Below are 21,852 nucleotides of genomic sequence, written 5' to 3' on the forward strand. Positions count from 1 at the left end.
CCCCGCAGAACAGGAGTCTCTCCATGTCCATGCCCAGAATCCTCACCGCCACGAGCCTCGGGCTCGTCACTCTGCTCGCCCTCGCCGGCTGCGCCTCCCCGTCGGCGGAGGCCCCGAACACCGAGAAGCCCGCGGCTGCGGAGGACTACTATCCGGTGACCGTCACCGACCTCGCGGGCAACGAGGTGACCATCGAGAGCGCCGACAGCGTCGCGATCACCGACAACCGCTTCTTCCAGCTCGCCGCCGACTGGGATCTCCCCGTCTCCGTCGCCCCGCTCGACCTGTTCAGCCCGAAGAACCCGCTCAAGGACTCGACCGAGATCCTCAACATCGGCCTTCACACCGAGCCCGACTTCGAGCAGATCGTCGCGGCCGACCCCGACGTCGTGGTCAACGGCTACCGCTTCGGCGGCGAGGAGAACGCCCAGGGCGTGAAGGATGCCGCCCCCGACGCGGCGTTCATCGACATGACGGGTCCGGAGGGGCAGACGGCCGACGAGTTCGTCGTCGAGAGCGTCACCCTGATGGGGGAGGTCTTCAACAAGAAGGCCGAGGCCGAGGCGCTCGTCGAGGAGCTCCACACCGCCATCGAGAAGGCGAAGGACGCGTACGACCCCGAGAAGACGGTCATGGGCCTGGTCACCTCCGGCGGCGAGATCAACTACTCCAACCCCACCGACGGCCGCGGCGCGAGCATCTTCTTCAGCCTGCTCGGGCTCACTCCCGCCCTCGACGCCGCGGGGTCGTCGGACCACACCGGCGACAACGTCTCGCTCGAGGCGCTCGCCCAGGCGAACGCCGACTATCTCCTGGTCCTCGACCGCGACGCCGCGGTGTCGGAGGAAGGTCAGACCGTCGTCCCCGCGCTCGAGCTGATCACCGGTTCCGCCGCCCTCTCCAACGTCCCGGCCGTGAAGAACGAGGCCATCACGGTGATGCCGGCGGACTACTACCTCACCGAGGACGTCTTCGCCTACATCGCGGTCCTGAACGGGCTCACGGAGATGTTCGACGCGAGCTGACGCGCCGACGCCGACCCGCGCGCCGCTGCCCGTCCGCATTCCGGACGCGGCGGCGGCGCGCCCCACTGCCCCGGAGACCCCATGACCTCGACGCCCTCCGCGCCGGCGCCGCGACGGATCACGAACACCGACGCCGTCGCCGCCACCGCGTCACCCCGACGGGACCGCTCCCGCTGGTCCCGGACGTGGCCGCTGCTCCTCGCCGTCCTCCTGACGCTCGCCCTCGTGACGGTGTCGATCTTCACCGGCGTCGCCGACATCACCGCGGCGCAGGGCGATGGCCGGGAGTTCCTCTGGATCACCCGCATACCGCGCACCGCCTCCCTCGTCCTCGCCGGGGCGAGCATGGCGATGGCGGGTCTCGTGATGCAGCTGATGACGCAGAACCGCTTCGTCGAGCCGACGACGGTCGGCACCACGGAGTGGGCGGGGTTGGGGCTGCTCGTCACCTACATCGTGCTGCCGGCATCCGGAGTCTTCACGAAGATGGTGATCGCGATCGTCTTCGCCTTCGCCGGGACGCTCGTGTTCTTCGCGTTCCTCCGGCGGGTGACGCTGAAGTCGTCGCTCATCGTGCCGATCGTCGGCATCATGTTCGGCTCCGTCATCAGCGCCGTGTCGACGTTCCTCGCGCTGCGCTTCAATCTGCTGCAGGTGATCGGCGGGTGGTTCATGGGCCGGTTCACCGGGATCGAGATCGGTCGCTACGAGCCGCTCTGGATCGTGCTCTTCGTCGCGATCGTGGTCGTGATCGCCGCCGACCGCTTCACGGTCGCCGGCCTGGGGAAGGACATCGCCACGAACGTCGGCCTGCACTACGAGCGGGTCGTGCTCCTGGGCGTCGGTCTCGTCGCGATGACCACGGGAGTGGTCACGGTCATCATCGGCGCTCTGCCCTTCCTGGGACTGATCGTGCCGAACCTCGTGTCGATGGTGCGCGGCGACGACCTGCGCTCGAACCTGCCGTGGGTGTTCCTCACCGGAATCTGGATCGTGACCATCTGCGACCTCATCGGACGCACGATCATCATGCCCTTCGAGGTGCCGATCTCGCTGGTGCTGGGAGTCGTCGGATCGATCGTGTTCATCCTCATGCTCCTTCGGACGAGGAGGACCGGTGTCCGCTGACCTCGTGAACCGTCCGTCCGTGCGGCGCTCCGGGTCCTTCGCCGACCCCGCGCACCGCCTCCGCTACCGGCTCGTGCTGATCGGCCTGATCGTCGGCGCGATCGTCATCACCGCCCTGCTGCTGTGCTGGAACAACCCGTACGCGCTGTTCAGCGAAAGGTGGCTGCGCATCTCGGGCATGCGCGTCTCGGCCGTCGTCGTCATCGCGGTCGTCACCTTCTGCCAGGCATGCGCGACGATCGCCTTCCAGACCGCGACGAACAACCGCATCATCACGCCGTCGATCATGGGCTTCGAGTCCCTCTACGTGCTCATCCAGACGGTGATCGTGTTCTTCTTCGGCGTCGCGGGATTCAGTGGCGTCACGCCGTTCGCCCGGTTCCTGCTGCAGTCGGCGCTGATGGTGCTCTTCGCCGTGCTGCTCTACTCGTGGCTGCTCTCCGGGCGGTTCGGCAACCTGCACGTCATGCTGCTGATCGGCATCATCCTCGGCACGGGGATGGGAGCCCTCTCCACGTTCCTGCAGCAGATGCTCGAGCCGAACGAGTTCGACGTTCTCGCCGCCCGCCTCTTCGGCAGCATCACCAACGCCAACACCGATTTCCTGTGGTTCGTCATCCCGGTGTGCGCGATCGCCGGAGGGGCGATCTGGATGCTGTCGCGGCGACTGGACCTGCTGTCACTGGGCAAGGACATCAGCACGAACCTCGGGCTGAACCACAAGCGCCAGGTGATGCTGATGCTCACGCTGGTCTCGGTGCTGATGGCGATGAGCACGTCGCTCTTCGGGCCGATGACCTTCCTCGGCTTCCTCGTCGCCACGCTGGCCTACGCGATCGCCGACACCTACGACCACCGTCTCCTGCTGCCGATGGCGTGGCTGCTCGGCTACGTCGCGCTCGGGCTCGCCTACTTCCTGCTCAAGCATGTGTTCACTCTCGTCAACGCGGTCACGATCATCGTCGAGCTGCTCGGCGGTCTCCTCTTCCTCCTCGTCATCCTCCGAAAGGGGCGGCTGTGATCCGCATCAGAGACCTCGTCCAGCGCTACAGCAGCGACACCGAGATCGGCCCCGTCTCGATCGATCTCCCTGCTGGCGGCATCGTCGCCCTCATCGGCCCGAACGGCGCGGGCAAGTCCACCCTGCTCACCATGATGGGGCGGCTGCTCTCCCCGGACGAGGGGACCGTCGAGATCGACGGTCTCGACGTGCACCGGGCGCCGTCGAAGCAGGTGGCGAGGATCGTGTCGATCCTGCGACAGGAGAACCACTTCGTCACCAGGCTCACGGTGCGCCAGCTCGTGGGCTTCGGCCGCTACCCGCACTCCGGCGGGCGGCTCACCCAGCTCGACGAGGACAAGATCACCGAGGCGATCGACTTCCTCGGTCTCACGGAGCTCGAACAGCGGTTCATCGACGAGCTCTCCGGCGGTCAGCGACAGCGCGCCTACGTCGCCATGGTCCTCGCGCAGGACACCGAGTTCGTGCTGCTCGACGAGCCGCTGAACAACCTCGACATGAAGCACGCCGTGCAGATGATGAAGCACCTGCGCCGCGCCGCCGAGGAGCTGGGCCGAACGATCGTGATCGTGCTGCACGACATCAACTTCGCCGGCCACTACGCCGACCACATCTGCGCCATGAAGGACGGCGCGGTGGTCGAGTTCGGGACCCCGGAGGAGATCATGACCGACGAGGTGCTCACCCGCGTGTTCGACACCCCCGTGCGGGTGGTCGAGGGCCCCTCCGGCCCTCTTGCGGTCTACTACTGACGGCCGACGTCGATCTCCCGTGACCTCGCCGGGTGCACGGGATGCCGTCGTCGAGGAGCCGTGCGCGTGGCGGGCTTCCCGTGCGCTCGGCGCGGGACGGCGCCGCGGGGAGCGGGATCGGCGGCGGGTCAGAGCTCGATGCCGTGGTCCTCGTCGTTCACGCCCTCGTTGTGCCCGCGGCGGGACTCGAAGCCGAGGAACCAGCCGAACCACACGATGACCGCGAGCAGCACTCCGAGCCACACGTTCTCGAAGATGAGTCCGACGACGACGCCGATCACCAGGAGTCCGGCGGAGATGAGCAGGCGGAAGCCGGTGCGCGGGGGCGTCTTCATGCCCTCAGCCTAGGGGGCGATCAGCGACCGCGGTGGTCCTCCGGCGCGAGCCGCGGGCCCCGCCGCGGCTCGCGCACGCCGCTCGCGGAGATCAGCCGGATCACACGCTGGCGGTGACCAGCCCAGGGGGCGAGCAGCTCCAGCATCCCGTCGTCGTCGGTCCGAGAGCCGGTCAGCGCGTAGCCGATCTCGTGGGCCAGGTGATAGTCGCCCACGCTCACGGCATCCGGGTCGCCGAGGGCGCGGATGCGGGTCTCGGCCGAGGTCCAGAGGCCGATTCCGGGGAGGCTGGTGAGCACGCGATCACGGTCGGCCCCGGTCGCTGCGGCGATCAGTGCGCGACGGATGCTGTCGCCGCGCTCCGCCACGCGGACGATCGTCTTCGACTGCGGCGGCTGCACGCCCGCGCTGTGCCAGGCCCACGACGGGATGCGGCGCCAGCCCTCCGCCGAGGGGGCGGCGTGCATCGGCCGAGGCGTCGGACCAGGAGCGGGTTCGCCGAAGCGCGTCACCAGCACGCGCCACGCGCGGAACGCCTGCAGCCCCGTCACCTTCTGCTCGAGGATCGCGCAGGCCAGTGCGTCGAAGACCTGGTCCGTCCTGGCGAGGCGCAGCGACGGACGGCGGCGGGCGGCCTCGGCGACGAGGGGATGATGCGACGCGTCGAAGCCGGAGTCGTCGTCCTGGGCTCCGCACAGCGCGGGCACGGTGTCGAGGGCGGCGGCGGCGCCAGGGCCCCAGGCGGTCGCCCTGATCTCGCCGGAGGATGAGCGCAGTGCGAGAGTGGCTGTGCCCGTCGCCGTACGCAGGGCGCGCCAGATCACCGTGCCGTCGTGCACCATGGTCGGGTCGCCAGGCCCGCGGCGGAGCACGCCGACGGTGGAGCGGAGGTCGACGGGGCGCGCGGGGCGATAGACGGTCTCGAGCGGTGCGCCGGATGCCGCGGCATCCGATTCGGGAGCTGCCGTCACGGTCATGCGATCACCCTACGCGGCGGTTCCGACGTCGTGAGACTCGACGTCGTGAGCCTCGAGTTCGTGCGCAGAACTCCGGAGAATCCCGGGAATGCGACGCGTGAACCGAACGGGCCCCGGTGATGAGCGCGGATCTCCGGAGTTCTGTCGCCGGAGTGCTGCGCCCGGAAGGCCTGCGCCCCGACTCAGAAGCGGTCGGGCGAGGGGGTGCCGTGGCCGTAGCGGATGACGACGTCGGCGTGCCGGTCGAAGCGGTAGCCGATGCCGCGCACGGTGCGGACGATGTCCTCGTAGCGACCGAGCTTGGCGCGGAGGCGACGCACGTGCACGTCGATCGTGCGCTCGCCGGGGGTCTCGTCGTCCTGCGCCTGCCAGAGCGCGGAGACCAGCTCGCTGCGCTCGATCGTGCGGCCCTCGCGGAGCACGAGGTACTGCAGGAGCTCGAACTCCTTGTAGGTGAAGGACGCGGACTCTCCGTCGATGAGGACGCGCTTGCGGGAGATGTCGACGACGACTCCGCCCTCTTCGTCGGTCACGTCCTCCTCGGCGGCGGCCTTGGTGCGGGCGATCGCGCCGGGCTCCTGCAGGGCGAGGCGCACGACGTCGAGGTCGCGGCCGCCGGAGCCGTGCGGGGCGAGCGCCACGGTGGCGTGCGTCTCGGCACCGGGAGCGAGCTCGGCGAGGGTGCGACGGAGGGCGTCGACCAGGAGCGGAAGGCTGACCCCGGCCTCGGCGGCCTTGATCTCGTCGAGGCCGACGTACAGGGCGAAGCCACGGGGCGAGCGGACGGCGGGGAGGTCGGCGGCCAGCGGCGCGGTGGCGGCCTGCGGGCGGACGGATGCGGCGGGACGCTCGAGAAGGGCGGTGTTCGACATGATGATGAGTCCTCAGGACGTGAGCCGATGCGGCTCTGATGCGTTGCATGAATGACCGGCGGCGCCGGGAGAGCGAGCAAGGGTGGATGCTCGGAGACACCGACCTCGCAGATCGCGAAGGGTCAGGTCAGGCGGGGTGGCTGTTCGTTCAGCGACACATTCGGCAACACATGCCAACGCGACCGGGCATCATCATCCCGGCAGTCCTGTTCGCCTCCTGGGCGGACAAAGGGCGTGCGTTGGTGGTCATGGGGGGATTATGTCGGAAGAAGTCTGCGCGTGTCAAAACGACCACCGGCCGCCGGGGCGGGCGTAACGTTGCTCAGATGGTGCTCCCGCATGCGATAAAAGGCTTCAGCTTCACCGATGAGAAGGACGCGTCGCGCTACACGCTCCTGCACGACGGCGAGCTCGTGAGCGTGCTCGACTACCGCGACGACGGACGCACGGTCGCGCTCACCAGAGCCTTCACGATCCCGACTTTCCGCGGAAAAGGCTACGCCGCGAAGGTCGTGGAGGGCGCTGTCGCCGACCTCGAGTCCCGGGGGGATCGCAAGGTCGATCCGGTCTGCTGGTACGTCGCAGACTGGTTCGCCGCGCACCCCGAGCACGCGGATCTGCTCCGTACACGATGATCCGGCTTCTGTGACACTGTGTTACGACGCCGTCCGCACGTGCACCCCGAGGAGATGACCGGATGAAACTCGCCGAAGCGCTCACCGCGAGAGCCGATCTGCAGCGCAGGATCGAGCAGCTCCGATCCCGCATCACCGCAAACGCGCGCTATCAGGAGGGCGAGGAGCCGGCGGAGGACGCCGCGGCGCTCATCGTCGAGGCGGATGCCGCGCTGGAGCGCCTCCAGGAGCTGATCCGCCGCATCAACGCCACCAACTCCCGGCTCGATCTCGACGCGGACGGCACGATGACAGACGCGCTCGCGGCTCGCGACGTGCTGCGCCTGCGGCATTCGCTGCTCGCGGACGCGGCGTCGGCGGCCTCCGGGTCCGCCGGGATGTTCCGGCAGATGCGCTCCGAGCTGCGGCAGGTGGCGGCTCTTCCCGTCGCGACGCTGCGCGAGAGGGCGGATGCCGTCGCCGTCGAGCTGCGGGAGCTGGACAACCGCATCCAGCAGGCGAACTGGACGAGCGACCTGGAGGAGTAGAGCGGAAGTCGGTAGCCACGACGAAGCGGGCACAACCCCTGCCGGTGGGGCAAGACCGGCCCTTGTCGGGCGGAGGGCAGCCCAGATCCCGTATCACGCAGCCCCGCACCCCGCACAGGTGACAGCGCACAGCGCATCTCGCATCACCGCGTGCCGATCGTCATGGCGAGGGTGGGTCAGGGGACCTTCCGCTCTCTCATTCAGGATCGCGTCCGGCACGCCTCGGACGTGATGTCGGAGGCCCTCCGTACCGTGAGGGTATGCGAATCCTGCACACCTCCGACTGGCACATCGGCCGCACCTTCCATGGCAACTCGACCATGGATGCGCTGGCCGAGGTCTTCGGGGCGCTCACGGAGCAGGTTCGCGAGAACGACGTCGACGTCGTGGTGGTCGCCGGCGACGTGTTCGACTCGGCGACACCGGCTGCGGCCGCGTACACGCTCCTCGGCGATGCGCTCGTCGCGCTGCACGAGACGGGAGCCCGCGTCATCGTGACGAGCGGCAACCACGACTCCGCCGCGCGGCTCGGGTTCCAGGCCAGGCTCCTGCGCGACGGCATCGACGTGCTCACCGATCCGCGTGCGATCGGCGACCCCGTCACGGTGCACGACGCCGACGGCCCCGTGCGCTTCTTCGGCATCCCGTACCTCGAGCCGGCGATCGTCCGCCAGCACTGGCCGGAGGCGCAGCTGCGCACTCAGGCCCAGACGATGGCGTACGCCATGGGGCTGGTGCGCGAGGGCATCGACCGGCACGAAGGGCGCTCGGTCGCGATCGCGCACTGCTTCGCGGCGGGCGTCGACGTCACCGCCGGCCTCGAGCGCGAGGTCCGCCAGGGCGGTCTCGACGTGGTCCCGCTCGAGGTCTTCGACGGTCCCGACTACGTGGCGCTCGGGCACATCCACGGTCGTCAGCAGGTGAGCGAACGCGTGCGCTACTCGGGGGCGCCGCTGCACTACAGCTTCGGCGAGCAGCACAAGCCGCGAGGCTCCTGGCTGGTCGAGCTCGACGCCGACGGCCTGGCGTCTGTCGAGTGGCTCGATCTGCCCGTGCCCCGCGCACTCGTGACGCTCACCGGCACTCTCGACGAGATCCTGTCGGTCGAGAACGTCGCCGCGCACGCCGAAGACTGGGTGTGCGCGATCTACACCGACGCCGTCGCACAGGCAGAGCCGATGCGCCGTCTGCGTGAGCAGTATCCCTTCTGCGCGATGGTGCAGCATCAGCCCTCGGTGAGCGCCGAGGTCGATGAGCGCTCCTATTCCGAGCGCCTGCGGATGGCCGTCACCGACACCGACCGGATCGAGGCCTTCCTGCAGCACGTCCGCGCAGGGCAGGGGGCGTCCGAGCGAGAGAGCGAGCTGATCCGCGAGATCCTCGACGATCGTGCGCGGACCGAGGCACTGGTCTGAGCGGGTACTGATCCGATGCAGCTGCACCGCCTGGAGGTCGAGGGCTTCGGCCCGTTCCGTTCGCGTCAGATCGTGGATTTCGACGCGTTCGCCGACGACGGCATCTTCCTCATCGCCGGGCGGACGGGCGCAGGCAAGTCCAGCATCCTCGATGCGGTGTGCTTCGGCCTCTACGGAGGTGTTCCCCGCTACGACGGGAGCGAGAAGAGGCTGAGGAGCGATCACAGCGAGCCCGATGAGGTGTCCGAGGTCGTCGTGGAGTTCAGCACGCCCTCCGGGCGGTTCCGGGTCACCCGCTCGCCGGAGTATCTGCGGCCGGCGAAGCGAGGCGGCGGTCTCACGAAGCAGGCGGCCGCGGTCGCTCTCGACGAGTGGACGGACGTCGGCTGGATTGGTCGCGCCGCCCGAGCGGTCGATGTCGCCGGTGAGCTCGACGAGATCCTGCAGCTCAGCAGGGAGCAGTTCCTGCAGGTGATCCTGCTGGCACAGAACCGGTTCTCGGAGTTCCTGCTCGCGAACAGCAGAGACCGCCAGTCGCTCCTGCGCCGCCTCTTCGGCACGGAGCGGTTCGAGGATGTGCAGTCGCGGTTCGACGAGCGTCGGCGGGAGGCGGAGCTCCGGCTCGGAACGAGGCTCGCCGCCGTGACAGCGCGACTCGACGAGGCCGATCGTCTGGTCGCGAGCGCGGAGCTCGGGGCCGACGGAGCAGAGGGCTCGTCGCGCGCTGAGCGCGAAGACGTGAGCGTTGCCGGACTGACGTCGACGGCCCCCACGGACGAGCGGCTCGACGACCTGCGCCGCGCCAAGGCCAGGGCGGACTACCGCGTCGAGCGGCGTGCGGCCGAGCGCGACGACGCCGAGACGCGCCTCACCGCGGCCGATGCGGCGCTGGCCGAGCTGCGAGAGGATCAGCGCGCGCAGTGCGAGCGTGATCGCGCCCGTGCGGCCCTCGATCGGCTCGATGCCGAACTCCCGCAGATCGCCGACGCCCGGGCAGAGCTCGATGCTGCCCGCGCTGCCGAGGCGCTGCGTGCGACGATCGCCGCGGCGACGCGTGCGCAGGTCGCGCTCACCGTCTCGACCGATGCCGAGCAGGAGGCCCGGAGGCGCTGGACCCGATTCGGCATCGACCTTCCCGCCGAGAGCACGGAGGAGCTCGATGCCTGGGCCTCGGAGCAGACGAAGGAGACAGGCGCCTGGGAGCACGCGCGCGAGCTCGAGCGCCGGGCGCCGCAGCTGGCTGTCGATCTCCAGGCCGCCGAAGATCGTGTGGCGGCCGTGTCCGCACGGATCGACGCAGGGGAGACGGAGCGGTCGACGATTCCTGAGCGGATCGCGGCGGCCACCCGACGACGTGACGACGCGAGACGACGGGCCGATCGGGCCGCAGATCTCCTCGCCGCGCGCGAGGCTGCGGCAGCCCGGAAGGCGGCGGCTGCCGAGCGTGAGCTGGTGGAAGCGCAGGAGGTCATCGACAACGCTGCCGTCGACGATGCGGCGGCAGCGTTCGCATCGGCGCAGGCGCGGTTCGCGCAGCTGCGCAAGCGCCGTTCCGACGGGATGGCGGGGGAACTCGCCTCCGCCCTGGTCGACGGAGAGGCCTGCCCGGTCTGCGGCGCGTACGAGCATCCCGCCCCCGCCGAGCATGTCGACCCGGTGTCGGCTGACGACGTGGCCGAGGCCGAGGCCGCGCGCGACGCCGCGGCCCAGCGCGAGCGCATGGCATCGGAGAAGCTCGCGGCCACGCGCGCCGCACTCGCTGCGGCGACGGCCCGCGCCGATGGGCGCACGGTGGAGCAGGCGACCGCAGACCTCACCGCGGCCGAAGAGGAGTACGACACGAGTGTCGCATCGGCGTCGGCCGTCGCGGAGCTCGAGCAGGAACTCGCCGCTCTGACGGCAAGAGCAGAGGCTCTCGAGAACGGTCGCGCGGACGACACTGCCGCCCTCTCCGCCGCTCGGGAAGAGCTCGCCGTGCTTCTTCAGCGCCGTGCAGACGCCGAGGCGCAGATCCTCTCGGCTCGGGGGGAACACGAGACGGTCGCGGCGCGCCTGGAGGAGGCCGAGGAGCGGATCGCCTCTGCCCGTGCTCTGTCCGAAGCGATCGCGGAGCGCGAGCGTCACTCGAACACGACTGCCGACGCTGTCGCGGAGCGGGATGCCGCGCTCGCCGCGTCGGCCTTCGACGATGTCGCAGCTGCCGAGGCGGCGCTGCGCTCGCCCGCGGCGCAGGCGGCGCTGACAGCTCGAATCGACGAGCACACGGCGCAGCGGGGCAAGGAGAAGGCGATCCTGCTCGACCTGGAGCTGCGCACTCTCCCCGAGGAGCCGATCGATCTCCTGCCTCAGGAGCAGGCATCCGTCGAGGCCAGGGCGCGCTGGACCGCGGCGGTGGATGCCGCTTCCCGCGCGGAGGGCACAGCCGAGAGGCTGGGGGGTCTGATCGAATCCGCGGCATCCGAGCAGGCGCGCGTCGGCGACGACGCCGCCGAGTTCGAGGTCCTGCGGGAGCTGGCAGACACCATCGCCGGCCGCGGGGCGAACAGCCGCAAGATGACCCTCGAGACCTTCGTGCTCGCCGCCGAGCTCGAGGAGATCGTCAGGGCGGCGAACCGACGGCTGAGCGACATGTCGGCCGGACGCTATCAGCTGCAGCACTCCGACGCGCTGGCCGCCAGGGGCGCGGCCTCAGGCCTCGGCATCGTGGTGTTCGACGCCTTCACCGGCCAGAGCCGCCCTGCGCAGTCGCTCTCCGGGGGCGAGACCTTCCTCAGCTCTCTCGCTCTCGCGCTCGGGCTCGCCGAGGTCGTCACGGCGCGCGCGGGCGGCATCCGACTCGACACCCTGTTCATCGACGAGGGGTTCGGATCGCTCGACGGCGACACCCTGGAGGTCGCCATGCGCACGCTCGACGAGCTGCGTCAGGGCGGCCGCACGGTCGGCGTGATCAGTCACGTCGAGGCGATGCAGGAGCAGATCCCTGCTCAGCTCACCGTCAGGGCCACGGCCGAGGGGCCGAGCGTCATCGAGGCCCGCTGACCACGCACGTCCACAGGACCGCCTCCGGCATCCGTTTCCGGACGCTGCTCGGCGGAACGGAGCCGGTCAGACCCCGTATTCCTCGCGGATGAAGGTCCGCAGCTGGGCGCTGCAGCGTGCGACGGCCTCACGCCAGTCGGTGAGCGCACCGTCTTCTGCGCTGTCGGAGACCGCACGGAAGACGCGGATCGGCACGCCGAACTGCGCGGCGACCCAGATGTAGGCGTAGGTCTCCATGTCGACCAGAGCGGCGCCGGTCGGACGGATCACGGCGGTGACCTCCGCGTCGTCGACGAAGTGATCGCCGGTCGCGATCAGGACCCCGTCACGGCCGGTCGAGACCCGCGCGGGCAGCGAGACGTGCTGTCCGGAGATCCCGTCGAGATCGGTGACGTCGTGCTGGAAGGCCTCGCCGACCTCGTGCACGCCGTCGGCGAGGTCGGGGTCGATCGCGCCGGCGGTGCCCACGACGACGATCTCGTCATAGCTGTTCGCGTCGAGCGCGCGGGTGAGGGCGTACGTCGCCTGCAGCTTTCCGGGGCCCGTCACGAGACGGTCGAAACCGGGGAGGGTATCGGGGAATGCGGCGAGTTCGGAGCTCAGGGCGGCGACGAGAAGTTTCACTGCCTCATCTTTTCAGGTCGCACCTGGTAGAAGCATGTGTCATCCCCTCGTAACACGCAGGGGGGATACTGGGTCGAGAACGAGTGAGGAGTCCCCGTGTCCCTGCAGCAGCAGATCTCTGAAGCCCTCGGCGTCAAGGCCGAGATCGATCCCGAGGCCGAGGTGGAGCGGCGGGTGCAGTTCCTCGTCGACTACCTGCGCACCACCGGAGCCCGCGGTTTCGTGCTGGGCATCTCGGGCGGCCAGGACTCGACGCTCGCCGGAAGGCTGGCGCAGCTCGCCGTGGAACGCGTGCGGTCCGAGGGCGGTGACGCGAAGTTCCTCGCGGTGCGTCTGCCCTATCGCGTGCAGCAGGATGCGGCGGATGCCGAGGCCGCGCTGGAGTTCATCTCCGCGGACTCCTCGGTCGAGGTCAACATCCAGAACGGCGTCGACGGCGTCGAGGAGGACATCGAGTTCGCCGTCACCAGCGACATCAGCGACTTCAACCGCGGCAACATCAAGGCCCGCGTCCGGATGGTGACGCAGTACGCGCTCGCCGGACACGACGGACTGCTCGTGATCGGCACCGACCACGCGGCGGAGGCGGTGACGGGCTTCTACACGAAGTTCGGCGACGGTGCGGCCGACATCCTACCGCTCTCAGGCCTCACGAAGCGTCAGGGACGCTCGCTGCTGCAGGTGCTCGGAGCCCCCGACCGCCTCGCATTCAAGGTGCCGACGGCCGACCTGCTCGACGGGCAGCCCGGCCGTGCGGACGAGGACGAACTGGGCCTCACCTACGAGCAGATCGACGACTTCCTGGAAGGGCGAGAGGTCGCTCCCGACGTCGCGGGTCGCATCGAGGCGAAGTACCTCGGCACCCAGCACAAGCGGCACCTTCCGGTGACCCCCGACGACACCTGGTGGCGCTGAGCGCGTCCTGTGATGTCGGATGCCGCGGCTAGTGTCGAAGCATCCGACAGAACGGGAGCATCGTGCGGATCGACACTCAGGCGCAGCGCGTCATCTGGAGCGCGAGCGACCTCAAGGCCGCGGCCGAGTGCGAGTTCGCGTGGTGCAGAGCGATCGACGCGAAGCTCGGCCGCGTTCCCGCGGTCGAGGAGCCAGAGGACGCGACGCTGGCCCGTGCCGCCCGTCTCGGAGACGTCCACGAGCAGAAGGTCCTCGCCGACTACGTGGCCGAGTTCGGGCAGGGCGTGCACGAGGTCGCGAAGGTGTCGTCGGTGGATGCCGACGCGCTCGCCGGCGTGGTCGCCGAGACGATCGCCGCGCTGTCCTCCGACGCCCGGGTGATCTTCCAGGCGGCGTTCGCGACCGAGGAGTTCGTCGGTTTCGCCGACTTCCTGCGGCGCGATCCCGACGGCCGCTGGCGGGTGGAGGACTCCAAGCTCGCCCGCAAGGCGCGGGTCACGGCGCTCATGCAGCTCGCGGCATACGTCGACCAGCTTGACCGCCTCGGCATCCCCCGATCCGACGAGGTCGATCTGATCCTCGGCGACGGCACGCGGAGCACGCACCGGGTCGATGACCTCCTCCCGCTGTTCCGCGTGCGGCGTGGGCGGCTGCGAGCCTTGATCGCCGATCGTCGGATCGCGGAGGGTTCGGCCGGGGCTCCGCTCGCGTGGGGAGACGACCGCGGCGATCTCGATGTCGTCGCGTGCGGCCGCTGCGCCACGTGCGAGGAACAGGTGCTGGCGCACAGGGATCTGCTCATGGTGGCGCGCATGCGGCCGGTGCAGCGCGCTCGTCTGCGCTCAGCGGGCATCGAGACGATCGATCAGCTCGCCGCGGCGTCCGATGCGCCGGAGGGCATGAATCCAGACACGTTCGCGACGCTCCGTGCGCAGGCCGAACTCCAGCTGCGGGCAGATGCGGCGGGGACTCCCACGTTCGACGTGCACTACGCGGCGGCGATCCACACGCTCCCTGTTCCGAGCCACGGCGACATCTTCTTCGACTTCGAGGGCGACCCGCTCTACACCGAGCCGGCGCCGGCGGGGGAGTCGGAGTGGGGGATCGACTACCTCTTCGGCTGGGTCGACAACCTCGATCAGTACACCGCGCTGTGGGCGCACGACTTCGCCGCGGAGAAGAGGGCTCTGGAGGACTTCCTCGATTTCGTGAAGGTGCGCAGAGCCGCCCACCCTGGCATGCACATCTACCACTACGCCCCGTACGAGACCTCGCACCTCGTCGCGATGGCGGCCAGGCACGGCGTGCGGGAGGGCGAGGTCGATCGGCTCCTCAGAGAGGGCGTGTTCGTCGACCTCTACCCGCTCGTGCTGCGCACGGTGCGCGTCGGGTCGCGCTCGTACTCGATCAAGAAGCTCGAACCGCTCTACATGGGCGCCGATGTGCGCACGAGCGATGTGCAGAAGGGCGACGACTCGATCGTCCAGTACGTCGCAGCGCGCGAGTTCGCGGCCGCGGGGGAGCAGGCCGAGGCGGATGCTGTGTTCGCCGACCTCGCCGACTACAACCGCTACGACTGCGTGTCGACGCGGCGTCTGCGCAACTGGCTGATCAACATCGCTCGGGAGAAGGGTGTGCACCCGGCGCCGCCCGACCAGGCCGACGAGGCCATGTACGAGCCGTCTCCGCGGTCAGTCGCCCTGCTCGGCGACGCGGAGCATGACGTCGAGGCGGGCGGCGACGGTCAGGTGCACCGGATCGCCGCCGCGGCCATCGACTACTTCCCCCGGGAGGCGAAGAGCTTCTGGGTCTCGCACTTCCAGAGACTCCGTGAGCCGGTCACGATGTGGGACGGCACGAGAGACGTCATCCGCGTCGATCGGTTCTCGTCGACCGTGAGCCGTGACTGGAGCGTGGGCGAGGGCCGTCGGGTGATGTCGCGCGACATCGAGATCCGCGGCGAGGTGTCCCCGGGTACGACGCTCGGCGTCGGGTCGCAGCCGTTCGCGCTGTACGAGGTCCCCGCGCCCTTTGACACCGAAGTGCCCTCACGTGTCGTGCACGTGCCGCACACGGTGACGATCGCCGAGGTGCTCGACGACGGATATCTCGTGACCGAGACCGCTGTTCAGGGGCAGACGTGGGACGAGCTCCCGATCGCGCTGACTCCGGCCGCGCCGCCGAGAGTGGTCTCCCTGCAGGGGGCGATCGACGAGTGGGCGGATGCCGTGCACCTGGCCGCGCCGGGCTTCCCCGACGACGCGGCGACCGACATCCTCCGGCGGATCCCTCCGCGCACGGTGTCGGGAGCGCCGCTTCCGGAAGCGGGTGGCGACACGATCGATGCGATCGTACGCGGCATCCTCGATCTCGACCACAGCTACCTCGCGGTGCAGGGGCCTCCCGGTACCGGCAAGACGTACACCGGGTCCCAGGTCATCGCGCGGCTGGTGAACGAGCACGGCTTCAAGGTCGGAGTCGTCGCCCAATCCCATGCGATCATCGAGACCCTGCTCGAGCGGGTGGTCGCCGACGGCGTGTCTCCTTCGCAGGTGGGCAAGGCGCCGAAGTCCGATGACGGCGATCCGTCGTACACGGTGATCCCGAAGAGCGGGATGGCGTCGTTCCTCGCCGAGCACAGCGGTGAGGGCGTCGTGGTCGGCGGCACGGCCTGGGACTTCAGCAACACTCAGCGGGTCGGCCGCCGGGGTCTCGACCTGCTGGTGATCGATGAGGCCGGACAGTTCTCGCTCGCGTCGACGATCGCGGTGGCCGCGGGGGCGAAGCGACTGCTGCTGCTCGGAGACCCCCAGCAGCTGCCCCAGGTGAGCCAGGGCGCTCATCCCGAACCGGTCGACACCTCCGCGCTCGGATGGGTCATGGACGGTGACGCGGTCGTGAAGCCCGAGTACGGGTACTTCCTCGCGAGGTCGTGGAGAATGCACCCGTTGGTCGCCGCCCCGGTCTCCACGCTCGCCTACGCAGGCAAGCTGGCTTCCGCTCCTGGCACCGAGAAGAGATCGCTCGCCGGCATCGATCCCGGCCTTCACGTCCTGCCCCTGCGCCACCGTGGCAACGCGACGCAGTCCGCTGAAGAGGCGGAGGCGGTCGTCGCACTCGTGGCCGATCTCCTCGGCCGCACGTTCACCGACAACGACGCGGACGCCACGGCGCGCCCTCTCGTACAGTCCGACATCATCGTCGTCACGCCCTACAACGCGCAACGTCAGCTCGTGCACGACGCGCTCTCCACCGCAGGCTTCCCCGATGTCCCTGTAGGCACGGTCGACAACTTCCAGGGCAAGGAGGCCGTCGTGTCGATCACCTCGCTCGCCGCATCCAGCGGGCGAGACGCTCCCCGCGGTCCGGAGTTCCTGCTCCTGCAGAACCGGCTGAACGTGGCGATCTCGCGCGCCCAGGTCGTCGCCTATCTGATCCACTCGCCCGCGCTTCTCGACGATCTGCCGTACACGCCGGAGGGCGTTGCACGGCTCAGCGCGTTCGCCCGACTGGTCGGCGCCGGAGAGGACTGAACGATGCACACGACGGACGACATCCTTCGCGCGGCCGCCGCCTGGGCCTGGCTGCCGCGCGACAGCGAGCACGTGCGGGAAGACCTGCTGCTGGTGAGGTACCCCGAACGGTTCGGAGGCGGTGTGCGCGGCTCCCAGGTCAGCTCGCCGTCGAGCGCCGCCGCGGTTCTCGATCGTGCTGTCGAGAAGACCCGAGCATGGGGCGAGTCGCAGTTGACCTTCTGGACGAATCCGTCCGACGACCCTGATCTCGAGGAGGAGCTGCGCCGCCGCGGCGCCCTGCACGAGGATACGGTCGCCGTGTTCGCCCTCGCGATCGATCAGCTCGCGATCGACGTTCCGAGCGGAGTCACCGCCGAGGTGGTCCGCACGCTGGAGCAGGTGCGCGAAGTGGACGCGATCAACGTGCCGGTGTGGGAGCAGTCGCCGCTCGATGAGGAGGGACTGCGCACCGAGCTGGCGGAGGTGACTGCCGGGCTTGAAGCCGCAGAAGGCGTGCGCGTGCTCGGCCGACTCGACGGCGAGGCTGTGAGCACCGGCGGCTGCACGATCGTCGAAGGCTTCACCCGCCTGTGGGGTGCCGCGACCCTGGAGCGGGCTCGAGGCCGCGGCGCGTATCGGGCGGTCCTGGCGGAGCGGCTCCGAGCGAGCGCCGAGCTCGGCGCGACGACCGCGCTCGTGAAGGGCAGGATCTCGACATCCGCGCCGATCCTCGAACGAGCGGGGTTCCGGCACTACGGAGACGAGCGCGCGTACCGGCTGAGCGTCTGACTCCGGCCCCGCCCGAGCGCAGCTCTGCTGCGACGCTTCCGCCCGCTCTCGGTGCCCAGCTCTGTGGGCGTGCCCGAGCAACTGAACCGGGCGCCGCTCTGCAGCCCTGATCGAGCGTCTGACTCAGGCCCGGGCCCATGCGCAGAGCTCCGCCGCGGCGCCTCCGCCCGCTACCCAACGCAGCTCTGCTGCGCCGGGGAAGCCGCAATTGGGCCCGAGGGTCAGACGGTGCCGTACAGGCGGTCTCCGGCGTCGCCGAGACCGGGGACGATGTAGCCCTTCTCGTTGAGCCGCTCGTCGAGTGCGCCCAGCACCAGGGTGACGTCGCGGTCGCCGACGAGCGCCTCGATCGCGGCGACTCCCTCGGGGGTGCCGAGCAGGCAGATCGCGGTGACATCCTTGGCTCCGCGGTCGAAGAGGAACTGGATCGCCGCGGCGAGCGAGCCGCCGGTGGCGAGCATCGGGTCGATCGCGAAGCACTGGCGGTCACTGAGGTCGTCGGGAAGACGCTCGGCGTAGGTCGTCGGCTCGAAGGTCTCCTCATCGCGGACCATGCCGAGGAACCCGACCTCGGCGGTCGGCAGCAGCTTGACGAGACCCTCCAGCATGCCGAGGCCGGCGCGCAGGATCGGCACCACGATGGGCCGGGGCTCGGAGATCTTGACGCCCATCGTCTTCGTCACCGGGGTGGTGATCTCGATGGGGCTGACCCGCACGTTGCGCGTCGCCTCGTAGGCGAGCAGCGTCACGAGCTCCTCCGTGAGCTGGCGGAACACCGGCGACGGGGTGCGCTCGTCGCGCAGCACCGAGAGCTTGTGGGTGATGAGAGGGTGGTCGGCAACGTGAACGCGCATGGATACAGGCTAATGCGCCGCACAGCCCCGCACGACATCGGATGCCGCGGCACCCGCGCCGCGCGCCGTAGGCTCGTCCCATGACCTCCGCTGACGACCGTGCGATGACGCGTGCTCTGGAGCTCGCCGCCGAGGCCGCCGCAGCCGATGAGATCCCCGTCGGAGCCGTGGTCCTCGATGCGGAAGGACGCGTGCTCGCCGAGGGACGCAACGATCGAGAGGCCACGCACGACCCCACCGGCCACGCGGAGGTGAACGCGCTCCGCGGAGCGGCGGCATCCCTCGGCTCCTGGAATCTCGACGGATGCACCCTCGTCGTCACCCTCGAACCCTGTGTCATGTGCGCAGGGGCGATCCTGCAGTCGCGCATCTCGCGCGTCGTGTTCGGGGCCTGGGACGACAAGGCCGGAGCCGCCGGCTCCATGTACGACGTGCTGCGCGACCGCCGGCTGCCCTACCGGGCCGAGGTCGTCGGGGGCGTCGAAGCGGATGCCGCGACAGGTCTTCTCCGCGCCTTCTTCGAACAGCGGCGCTGAGCGCAGTACCCGCGATCACGCCCAGCGATCTGATCCCCGGGCTCTGCCCCGGCACCCGCCCGTGCTCTGCCCCGGCACCCCGCGCCGGCGTCAGAGAGCGGTCGTGACGGCGTCCGCCAGGCGAGCGACCAGCGTCAGGTACGACTGCGCGCGCTCGTCGAAGTAGCCGGGGTGTCGGATGCCTCGTTCGTCGACCGCGGTCTGGGAGGCGTGGCCCTCGACGGGGACCCCCGCGACCACGCCGCCGTCGATGCCCGGTGCCTCGCCGCCGTCGGAGTCGTACACGATGACGCCGCGGATGTCGCGCGGATCGATCGGGTGGTTGCCGAGCCGTCCCATCGGGGCGACGCCGTCGCCGGCGCCCTCGGTGGCGTAGACCACGGCCTCTTCTCGTTCGATCGCGTCCTCGATCGCCGTGCTCGCGGCGTGGGTGACGCCGGCCGAGGCGATGCAGAACGCCGTGCGGACCTCGTCGGCGATGTTCAGCGCGAACATCTCGCCGAGCAGGGTGGTCGAGTACGAGTAGGCGACGGCGGCGATGTGGGCGCCGGGATTCCGCACGATCAGCCGATCGATGTCGACCGACAGCCGGGCGGCGCCGATGGTCGCGTGCTTGGTCGCGAGCGCCGTGACGTGCGTTCCGGAGTCCCACGCGAACCAGGCGACGGTCGCGACCTTGCGCGGCTCGCCGCGCGCCACGCACGTGCGGATGATGTCGATGCACAGTCGCTGCGCGGCGTCCGCCCACTCGGGGAAGGACGCGAGGTCCGTGTCGATGCCGTGCAGCAGGTACACGACGAGGTCGGCCGTGCTCGGATCGCCGAAGGAAACGACGGCGTAGGGCCGACCGTCGAGGATCGTGAAGGACTCCAGCCGCGCCTGAGAGTCGGCGTCCAGCACGGATTGGACGTGCTGGATCTTCGTCCGCGTCTCGACCGGCAGGTCGGGGCGCGCGAGCGCGGACCTCAGCTCGTCCCGCACCGGCACGATCAGTCCGAGGACTTCAGCACGAACACATCGGTCGACGGCTGCGGGTCGATCGCCGGGCGATACACGTCGGGCTCGATGTAGATCACGCGGGCGATCGGAAGCGCCGCACGGATGCGCGCCTCGATCTCGTCGATGTCGTCGGCGACCTCGCGCAGCGGCTTGTCGGCGCTCAGCGCGATCTTTGCCGCGACCATCAGCTCGTCAGGGCCGAGGTACAGGGTCTTCATGTGGATGATCTTCTCCACTTCGGGACCCTCGTTGACGGCGTCGACGATGCGGTCGTAGTCGGCGGGGTTCGCGCCCTCGCCGACCAGCAGGCTCTTGGTCTCGATGCCGAGCACGATCGCGATGGCCACGAGAAGCAGACCGATCATGACGGTGCCGAGGGCGTCGAAGAGCGGGTTGCCCGTGATGACGGTGAGGCCGACGCCGAGCAGCGCGAACGCCAGGCCGGTGAGGGCTCCGGTGTCTTCGAGAAGCACGACGGGGAGCTCGGGGGCCTTCGCGCGGCGCACGAACGACGCCCACGACTGCCCCTTCTCGCGCACCAGGTTGCTCTCCTTCACCGCGGTGCGCAGGGAGACCGATTCGAGCACGATCGCGACGAGCAGCACCACGATCGGAAGCCACCACCACACCGGGTCGAGCTCGTGCGGGTGGCGCAGCTTGTCGACGCCCTCGTAGATCGCGAAGACACCGCCGACCGAGAACAGGATGATCGACACCACGAACGCGGAGACGTAGCGCTCCCGGCCGTAGCCGAAGGGATGCTCGCGGTCGGCCTGGCGCTGAGCCTTGCGCCCGCCGAACATGAGGAGCAGCTGGTTGCCCGAGTCGGCGACGGAGTGGATCGCCTCGGCGAGCATCGAGGCCGAGCCCGACAGCGCCCATGCGATGAACTTCGCGAGCGCGATGCCCAGGTTCGCCAGGAACGCCGCGATGATTGCTCTGCTGCCGCCGGATGCACTCATGGGACGAGTCTAGATCTCCTCCCTGAGGGATCAGCGGCGAGCCGCCGTAGGATGACGACATGACTGACGCGCTTCCCTCGATCGCTTTTCTCGGTGCCGGTTCCATGGGAGGGGCGATCCTCCGCGGCGTCGTCGCCTCGGGCATCGCGGTCGACGGCGGCATCACCGCGACCAACCGCACCGCGCAGAGCGCGGCGACGCTGGAGGGGATGCCGGGCGTCACCAGCGTCGCCCTCGACGGGCATCCGACCGGCAACCTCGACGCCGCGGCATCCGCCGGCATCGTCATCGTCGGTGTGAAGCCCGCGATGGTGCCGGACCTGCTCCGCGAGATCGGGCCGCACCTGAAGCCGGAGACGATCGTCGTCAGCATCGCCGCAGGGGTCACCCTGCAGACCTTCGCCGATGTGCTCGGCGCTGAGGCGCGTGTCATCCGCTCGATGCCGAACACCCCCGCGACCGTCGGCAAGGCGGTCACCGGACTCGCCGCCGGGGCTGCGGTCACGGAGTCCGATCTCGCCGAGGTTCGTCGCATGTTCGAGACCGTCGGCGCCGTGATCGAGGTGCCGGAGTCGCAGATCGACGCGCTCTCCACGATCTCGGGCTCCGGACCCGCGTACGTGTTTCTGCTGATCGAGAAGCTGACCGCGGCGGCGGTCGATCTGGGCTTCACAGAGGCCGATGCGCGCCTGATGGCGGAGCAGACCTTCATCGGGGCGACCGCGCTCCTCGACGCATCGGGAGAGGACCCCGCCGAGCTGCGCCGCCGGGTCACGAGCCCCAAGGGCACGACCGAGCGCGCGATCGCGGTGCTGCAGGATGCGCACCTCGACCGGACCTTCGCCGATGCTGCCGCGGCGGCGCTGGCCCGTGCTAAGGAACTCGCGGCCGGGGCGTGATCCACCGCCTCTGCCACGGAGGACCGCTCGAGA

General features: G+C 69.7%; 20 protein-coding genes. 13 read left to right on the forward strand and 7 right to left on the reverse strand.

Annotated features, from left to right (window positions below):
• Positions 1-23 precede the first annotated feature (23 nt).
• From CQ047_RS11790 to CQ047_RS11805, 4 genes are all read left to right on the forward strand, one after another.
• The gene (locus CQ047_RS11790; protein WP_105675458.1) at positions 24-1,025 is read left to right on the forward strand and encodes an ABC transporter substrate-binding protein; all 1,002 of its coding nucleotides are present in this window, start codon (positions 24-26) and stop codon (positions 1,023-1,025) included.
• An 81-nt stretch (positions 1,026-1,106) separates the two neighbouring features.
• Positions 1,107-2,153 carry an ABC transporter permease gene (locus tag CQ047_RS11795; RefSeq protein WP_105675460.1) on the forward strand — a complete coding sequence of 349 codons (1,047 nt, stop codon included), beginning with the start codon at positions 1,107-1,109 and terminating at the stop codon, positions 2,151-2,153.
• Entirely contained in the window at positions 2,143-3,174 is a 1,032-nt protein-coding gene (locus CQ047_RS11800; RefSeq protein ID WP_219844617.1) for an iron chelate uptake ABC transporter family permease subunit, read from the forward strand. The genes CQ047_RS11795 and CQ047_RS11800 overlap by 11 nt, the downstream gene beginning before the upstream one ends.
• Positions 3,171-3,926 (forward strand): ABC transporter ATP-binding protein, encoded by a 756-nt coding sequence (locus CQ047_RS11805; protein WP_105675462.1) that lies wholly within the window; start codon positions 3,171-3,173, stop codon positions 3,924-3,926. Before CQ047_RS11800 ends, CQ047_RS11805 begins: the two co-directional genes overlap by 4 nt.
• A gap of 128 nt (positions 3,927-4,054) precedes the next feature.
• Here CQ047_RS11805 and CQ047_RS11810 read toward each other — a convergent pair whose 3' ends face one another.
• From CQ047_RS11810 to CQ047_RS11820, 3 genes are all read right to left on the reverse strand, one after another.
• Positions 4,055-4,261, reverse strand: coding sequence for a hypothetical protein (locus tag CQ047_RS11810; protein WP_105675463.1), 207 nt, complete (start codon positions 4,259-4,261; stop codon positions 4,055-4,057).
• 20 nt (positions 4,262-4,281) lie between these two features.
• On the reverse strand, positions 4,282-5,238 hold the full coding sequence (locus CQ047_RS11815; protein WP_105675464.1) for a DNA-3-methyladenine glycosylase: 957 nt from the start codon (positions 5,236-5,238) through the stop codon (positions 4,282-4,284).
• 182 nt (positions 5,239-5,420) lie between these two features.
• Positions 5,421-6,110 (reverse strand): winged helix-turn-helix domain-containing protein, encoded by a 690-nt coding sequence (locus CQ047_RS11820; RefSeq protein ID WP_105675466.1) that lies wholly within the window; start codon positions 6,108-6,110, stop codon positions 5,421-5,423.
• Between the two features lie 326 nt (positions 6,111-6,436).
• On the opposite strand from CQ047_RS11820, the gene CQ047_RS11825 reads away from it, so the two are divergent.
• The 4 genes from CQ047_RS11825 (at position 6,437) to CQ047_RS11840 (ending at position 11,726) form a co-directional block, all read left to right on the forward strand.
• Positions 6,437-6,745, forward strand: coding sequence for a GNAT family N-acetyltransferase (locus CQ047_RS11825; protein WP_105675468.1), 309 nt, complete (start codon positions 6,437-6,439; stop codon positions 6,743-6,745).
• A gap of 62 nt (positions 6,746-6,807) precedes the next feature.
• A complete protein-coding gene (locus tag CQ047_RS11830) occupies positions 6,808-7,272 on the forward strand; it encodes a DIP1984 family protein (RefSeq protein WP_105675470.1) in 465 nt (154 codons plus the stop codon).
• Between the two features lie 260 nt (positions 7,273-7,532).
• Positions 7,533-8,687, forward strand: coding sequence for an exonuclease SbcCD subunit D (locus CQ047_RS11835; RefSeq protein WP_105675473.1), 1,155 nt, complete (start codon positions 7,533-7,535; stop codon positions 8,685-8,687).
• A 15-nt stretch (positions 8,688-8,702) separates the two neighbouring features.
• Positions 8,703-11,726, forward strand: coding sequence for an AAA family ATPase (locus CQ047_RS11840; RefSeq protein ID WP_105675475.1), 3,024 nt, complete (start codon positions 8,703-8,705; stop codon positions 11,724-11,726).
• A 66-nt stretch (positions 11,727-11,792) separates the two neighbouring features.
• On the opposite strand, the gene CQ047_RS11845 is transcribed toward CQ047_RS11840, so the two are convergent.
• Positions 11,793-12,350, reverse strand: coding sequence for a nucleosidase (locus CQ047_RS11845; protein WP_105675477.1), 558 nt, complete (start codon positions 12,348-12,350; stop codon positions 11,793-11,795).
• 96 nt (positions 12,351-12,446) lie between these two features.
• Between CQ047_RS11845 and nadE the strand changes: the two genes are divergently transcribed.
• The 3 genes from nadE (at position 12,447) to CQ047_RS11860 (ending at position 17,569) form a co-directional block, all read left to right on the forward strand.
• Positions 12,447-13,265, forward strand: coding sequence for an ammonia-dependent NAD(+) synthetase (gene nadE, locus CQ047_RS11850; RefSeq protein ID WP_105675479.1), 819 nt, complete (start codon positions 12,447-12,449; stop codon positions 13,263-13,265).
• A 62-nt stretch (positions 13,266-13,327) separates the two neighbouring features.
• Positions 13,328-16,798 (forward strand): bifunctional RecB family nuclease/DEAD/DEAH box helicase, encoded by a 3,471-nt coding sequence (locus tag CQ047_RS11855; RefSeq protein WP_105675481.1) that lies wholly within the window; start codon positions 13,328-13,330, stop codon positions 16,796-16,798.
• A gap of 3 nt (positions 16,799-16,801) precedes the next feature.
• Positions 16,802-17,569 (forward strand): hypothetical protein, encoded by a 768-nt coding sequence (locus CQ047_RS11860; RefSeq protein WP_105675483.1) that lies wholly within the window; start codon positions 16,802-16,804, stop codon positions 17,567-17,569.
• Between the two features lie 221 nt (positions 17,570-17,790).
• Here CQ047_RS11860 and upp read toward each other — a convergent pair whose 3' ends face one another.
• On the reverse strand, positions 17,791-18,423 hold the full coding sequence (gene upp, locus CQ047_RS11865) for a uracil phosphoribosyltransferase (RefSeq protein WP_105675485.1): 633 nt from the start codon (positions 18,421-18,423) through the stop codon (positions 17,791-17,793).
• A gap of 80 nt (positions 18,424-18,503) precedes the next feature.
• On the opposite strand from upp, the gene tadA reads away from it, so the two are divergent.
• Positions 18,504-18,959 (forward strand): tRNA adenosine(34) deaminase TadA, encoded by a 456-nt coding sequence (gene tadA, locus CQ047_RS11870; protein WP_105675487.1) that lies wholly within the window; start codon positions 18,504-18,506, stop codon positions 18,957-18,959.
• A 90-nt stretch (positions 18,960-19,049) separates the two neighbouring features.
• Here tadA and CQ047_RS11875 read toward each other — a convergent pair whose 3' ends face one another.
• Complete coding sequence (locus CQ047_RS11875) at positions 19,050-19,946, reverse strand: alpha/beta hydrolase (RefSeq protein WP_105675489.1); 897 nt, start codon at positions 19,944-19,946, stop codon at positions 19,050-19,052.
• Positions 19,947-19,948: 2 nt separating this feature from the next.
• Entirely contained in the window at positions 19,949-20,920 is a 972-nt protein-coding gene (locus CQ047_RS11880; RefSeq protein ID WP_105675491.1) for a cation diffusion facilitator family transporter, read from the reverse strand.
• 59 nt (positions 20,921-20,979) lie between these two features.
• Between CQ047_RS11880 and proC the strand changes: the two genes are divergently transcribed.
• Positions 20,980-21,819 (forward strand): pyrroline-5-carboxylate reductase, encoded by an 840-nt coding sequence (gene proC, locus CQ047_RS11885; RefSeq protein ID WP_105675493.1) that lies wholly within the window; start codon positions 20,980-20,982, stop codon positions 21,817-21,819.
• Positions 21,820-21,852: the final 33 nt, after the last annotated feature.

Origin of the sequence: Microbacterium sp. MYb72, from assembly GCF_002979415.1 — a bacterium.
GTDB classification, from domain to species: Bacteria; Actinomycetota; Actinomycetes; order Actinomycetales; family Microbacteriaceae; genus Microbacterium; species Microbacterium natoriense.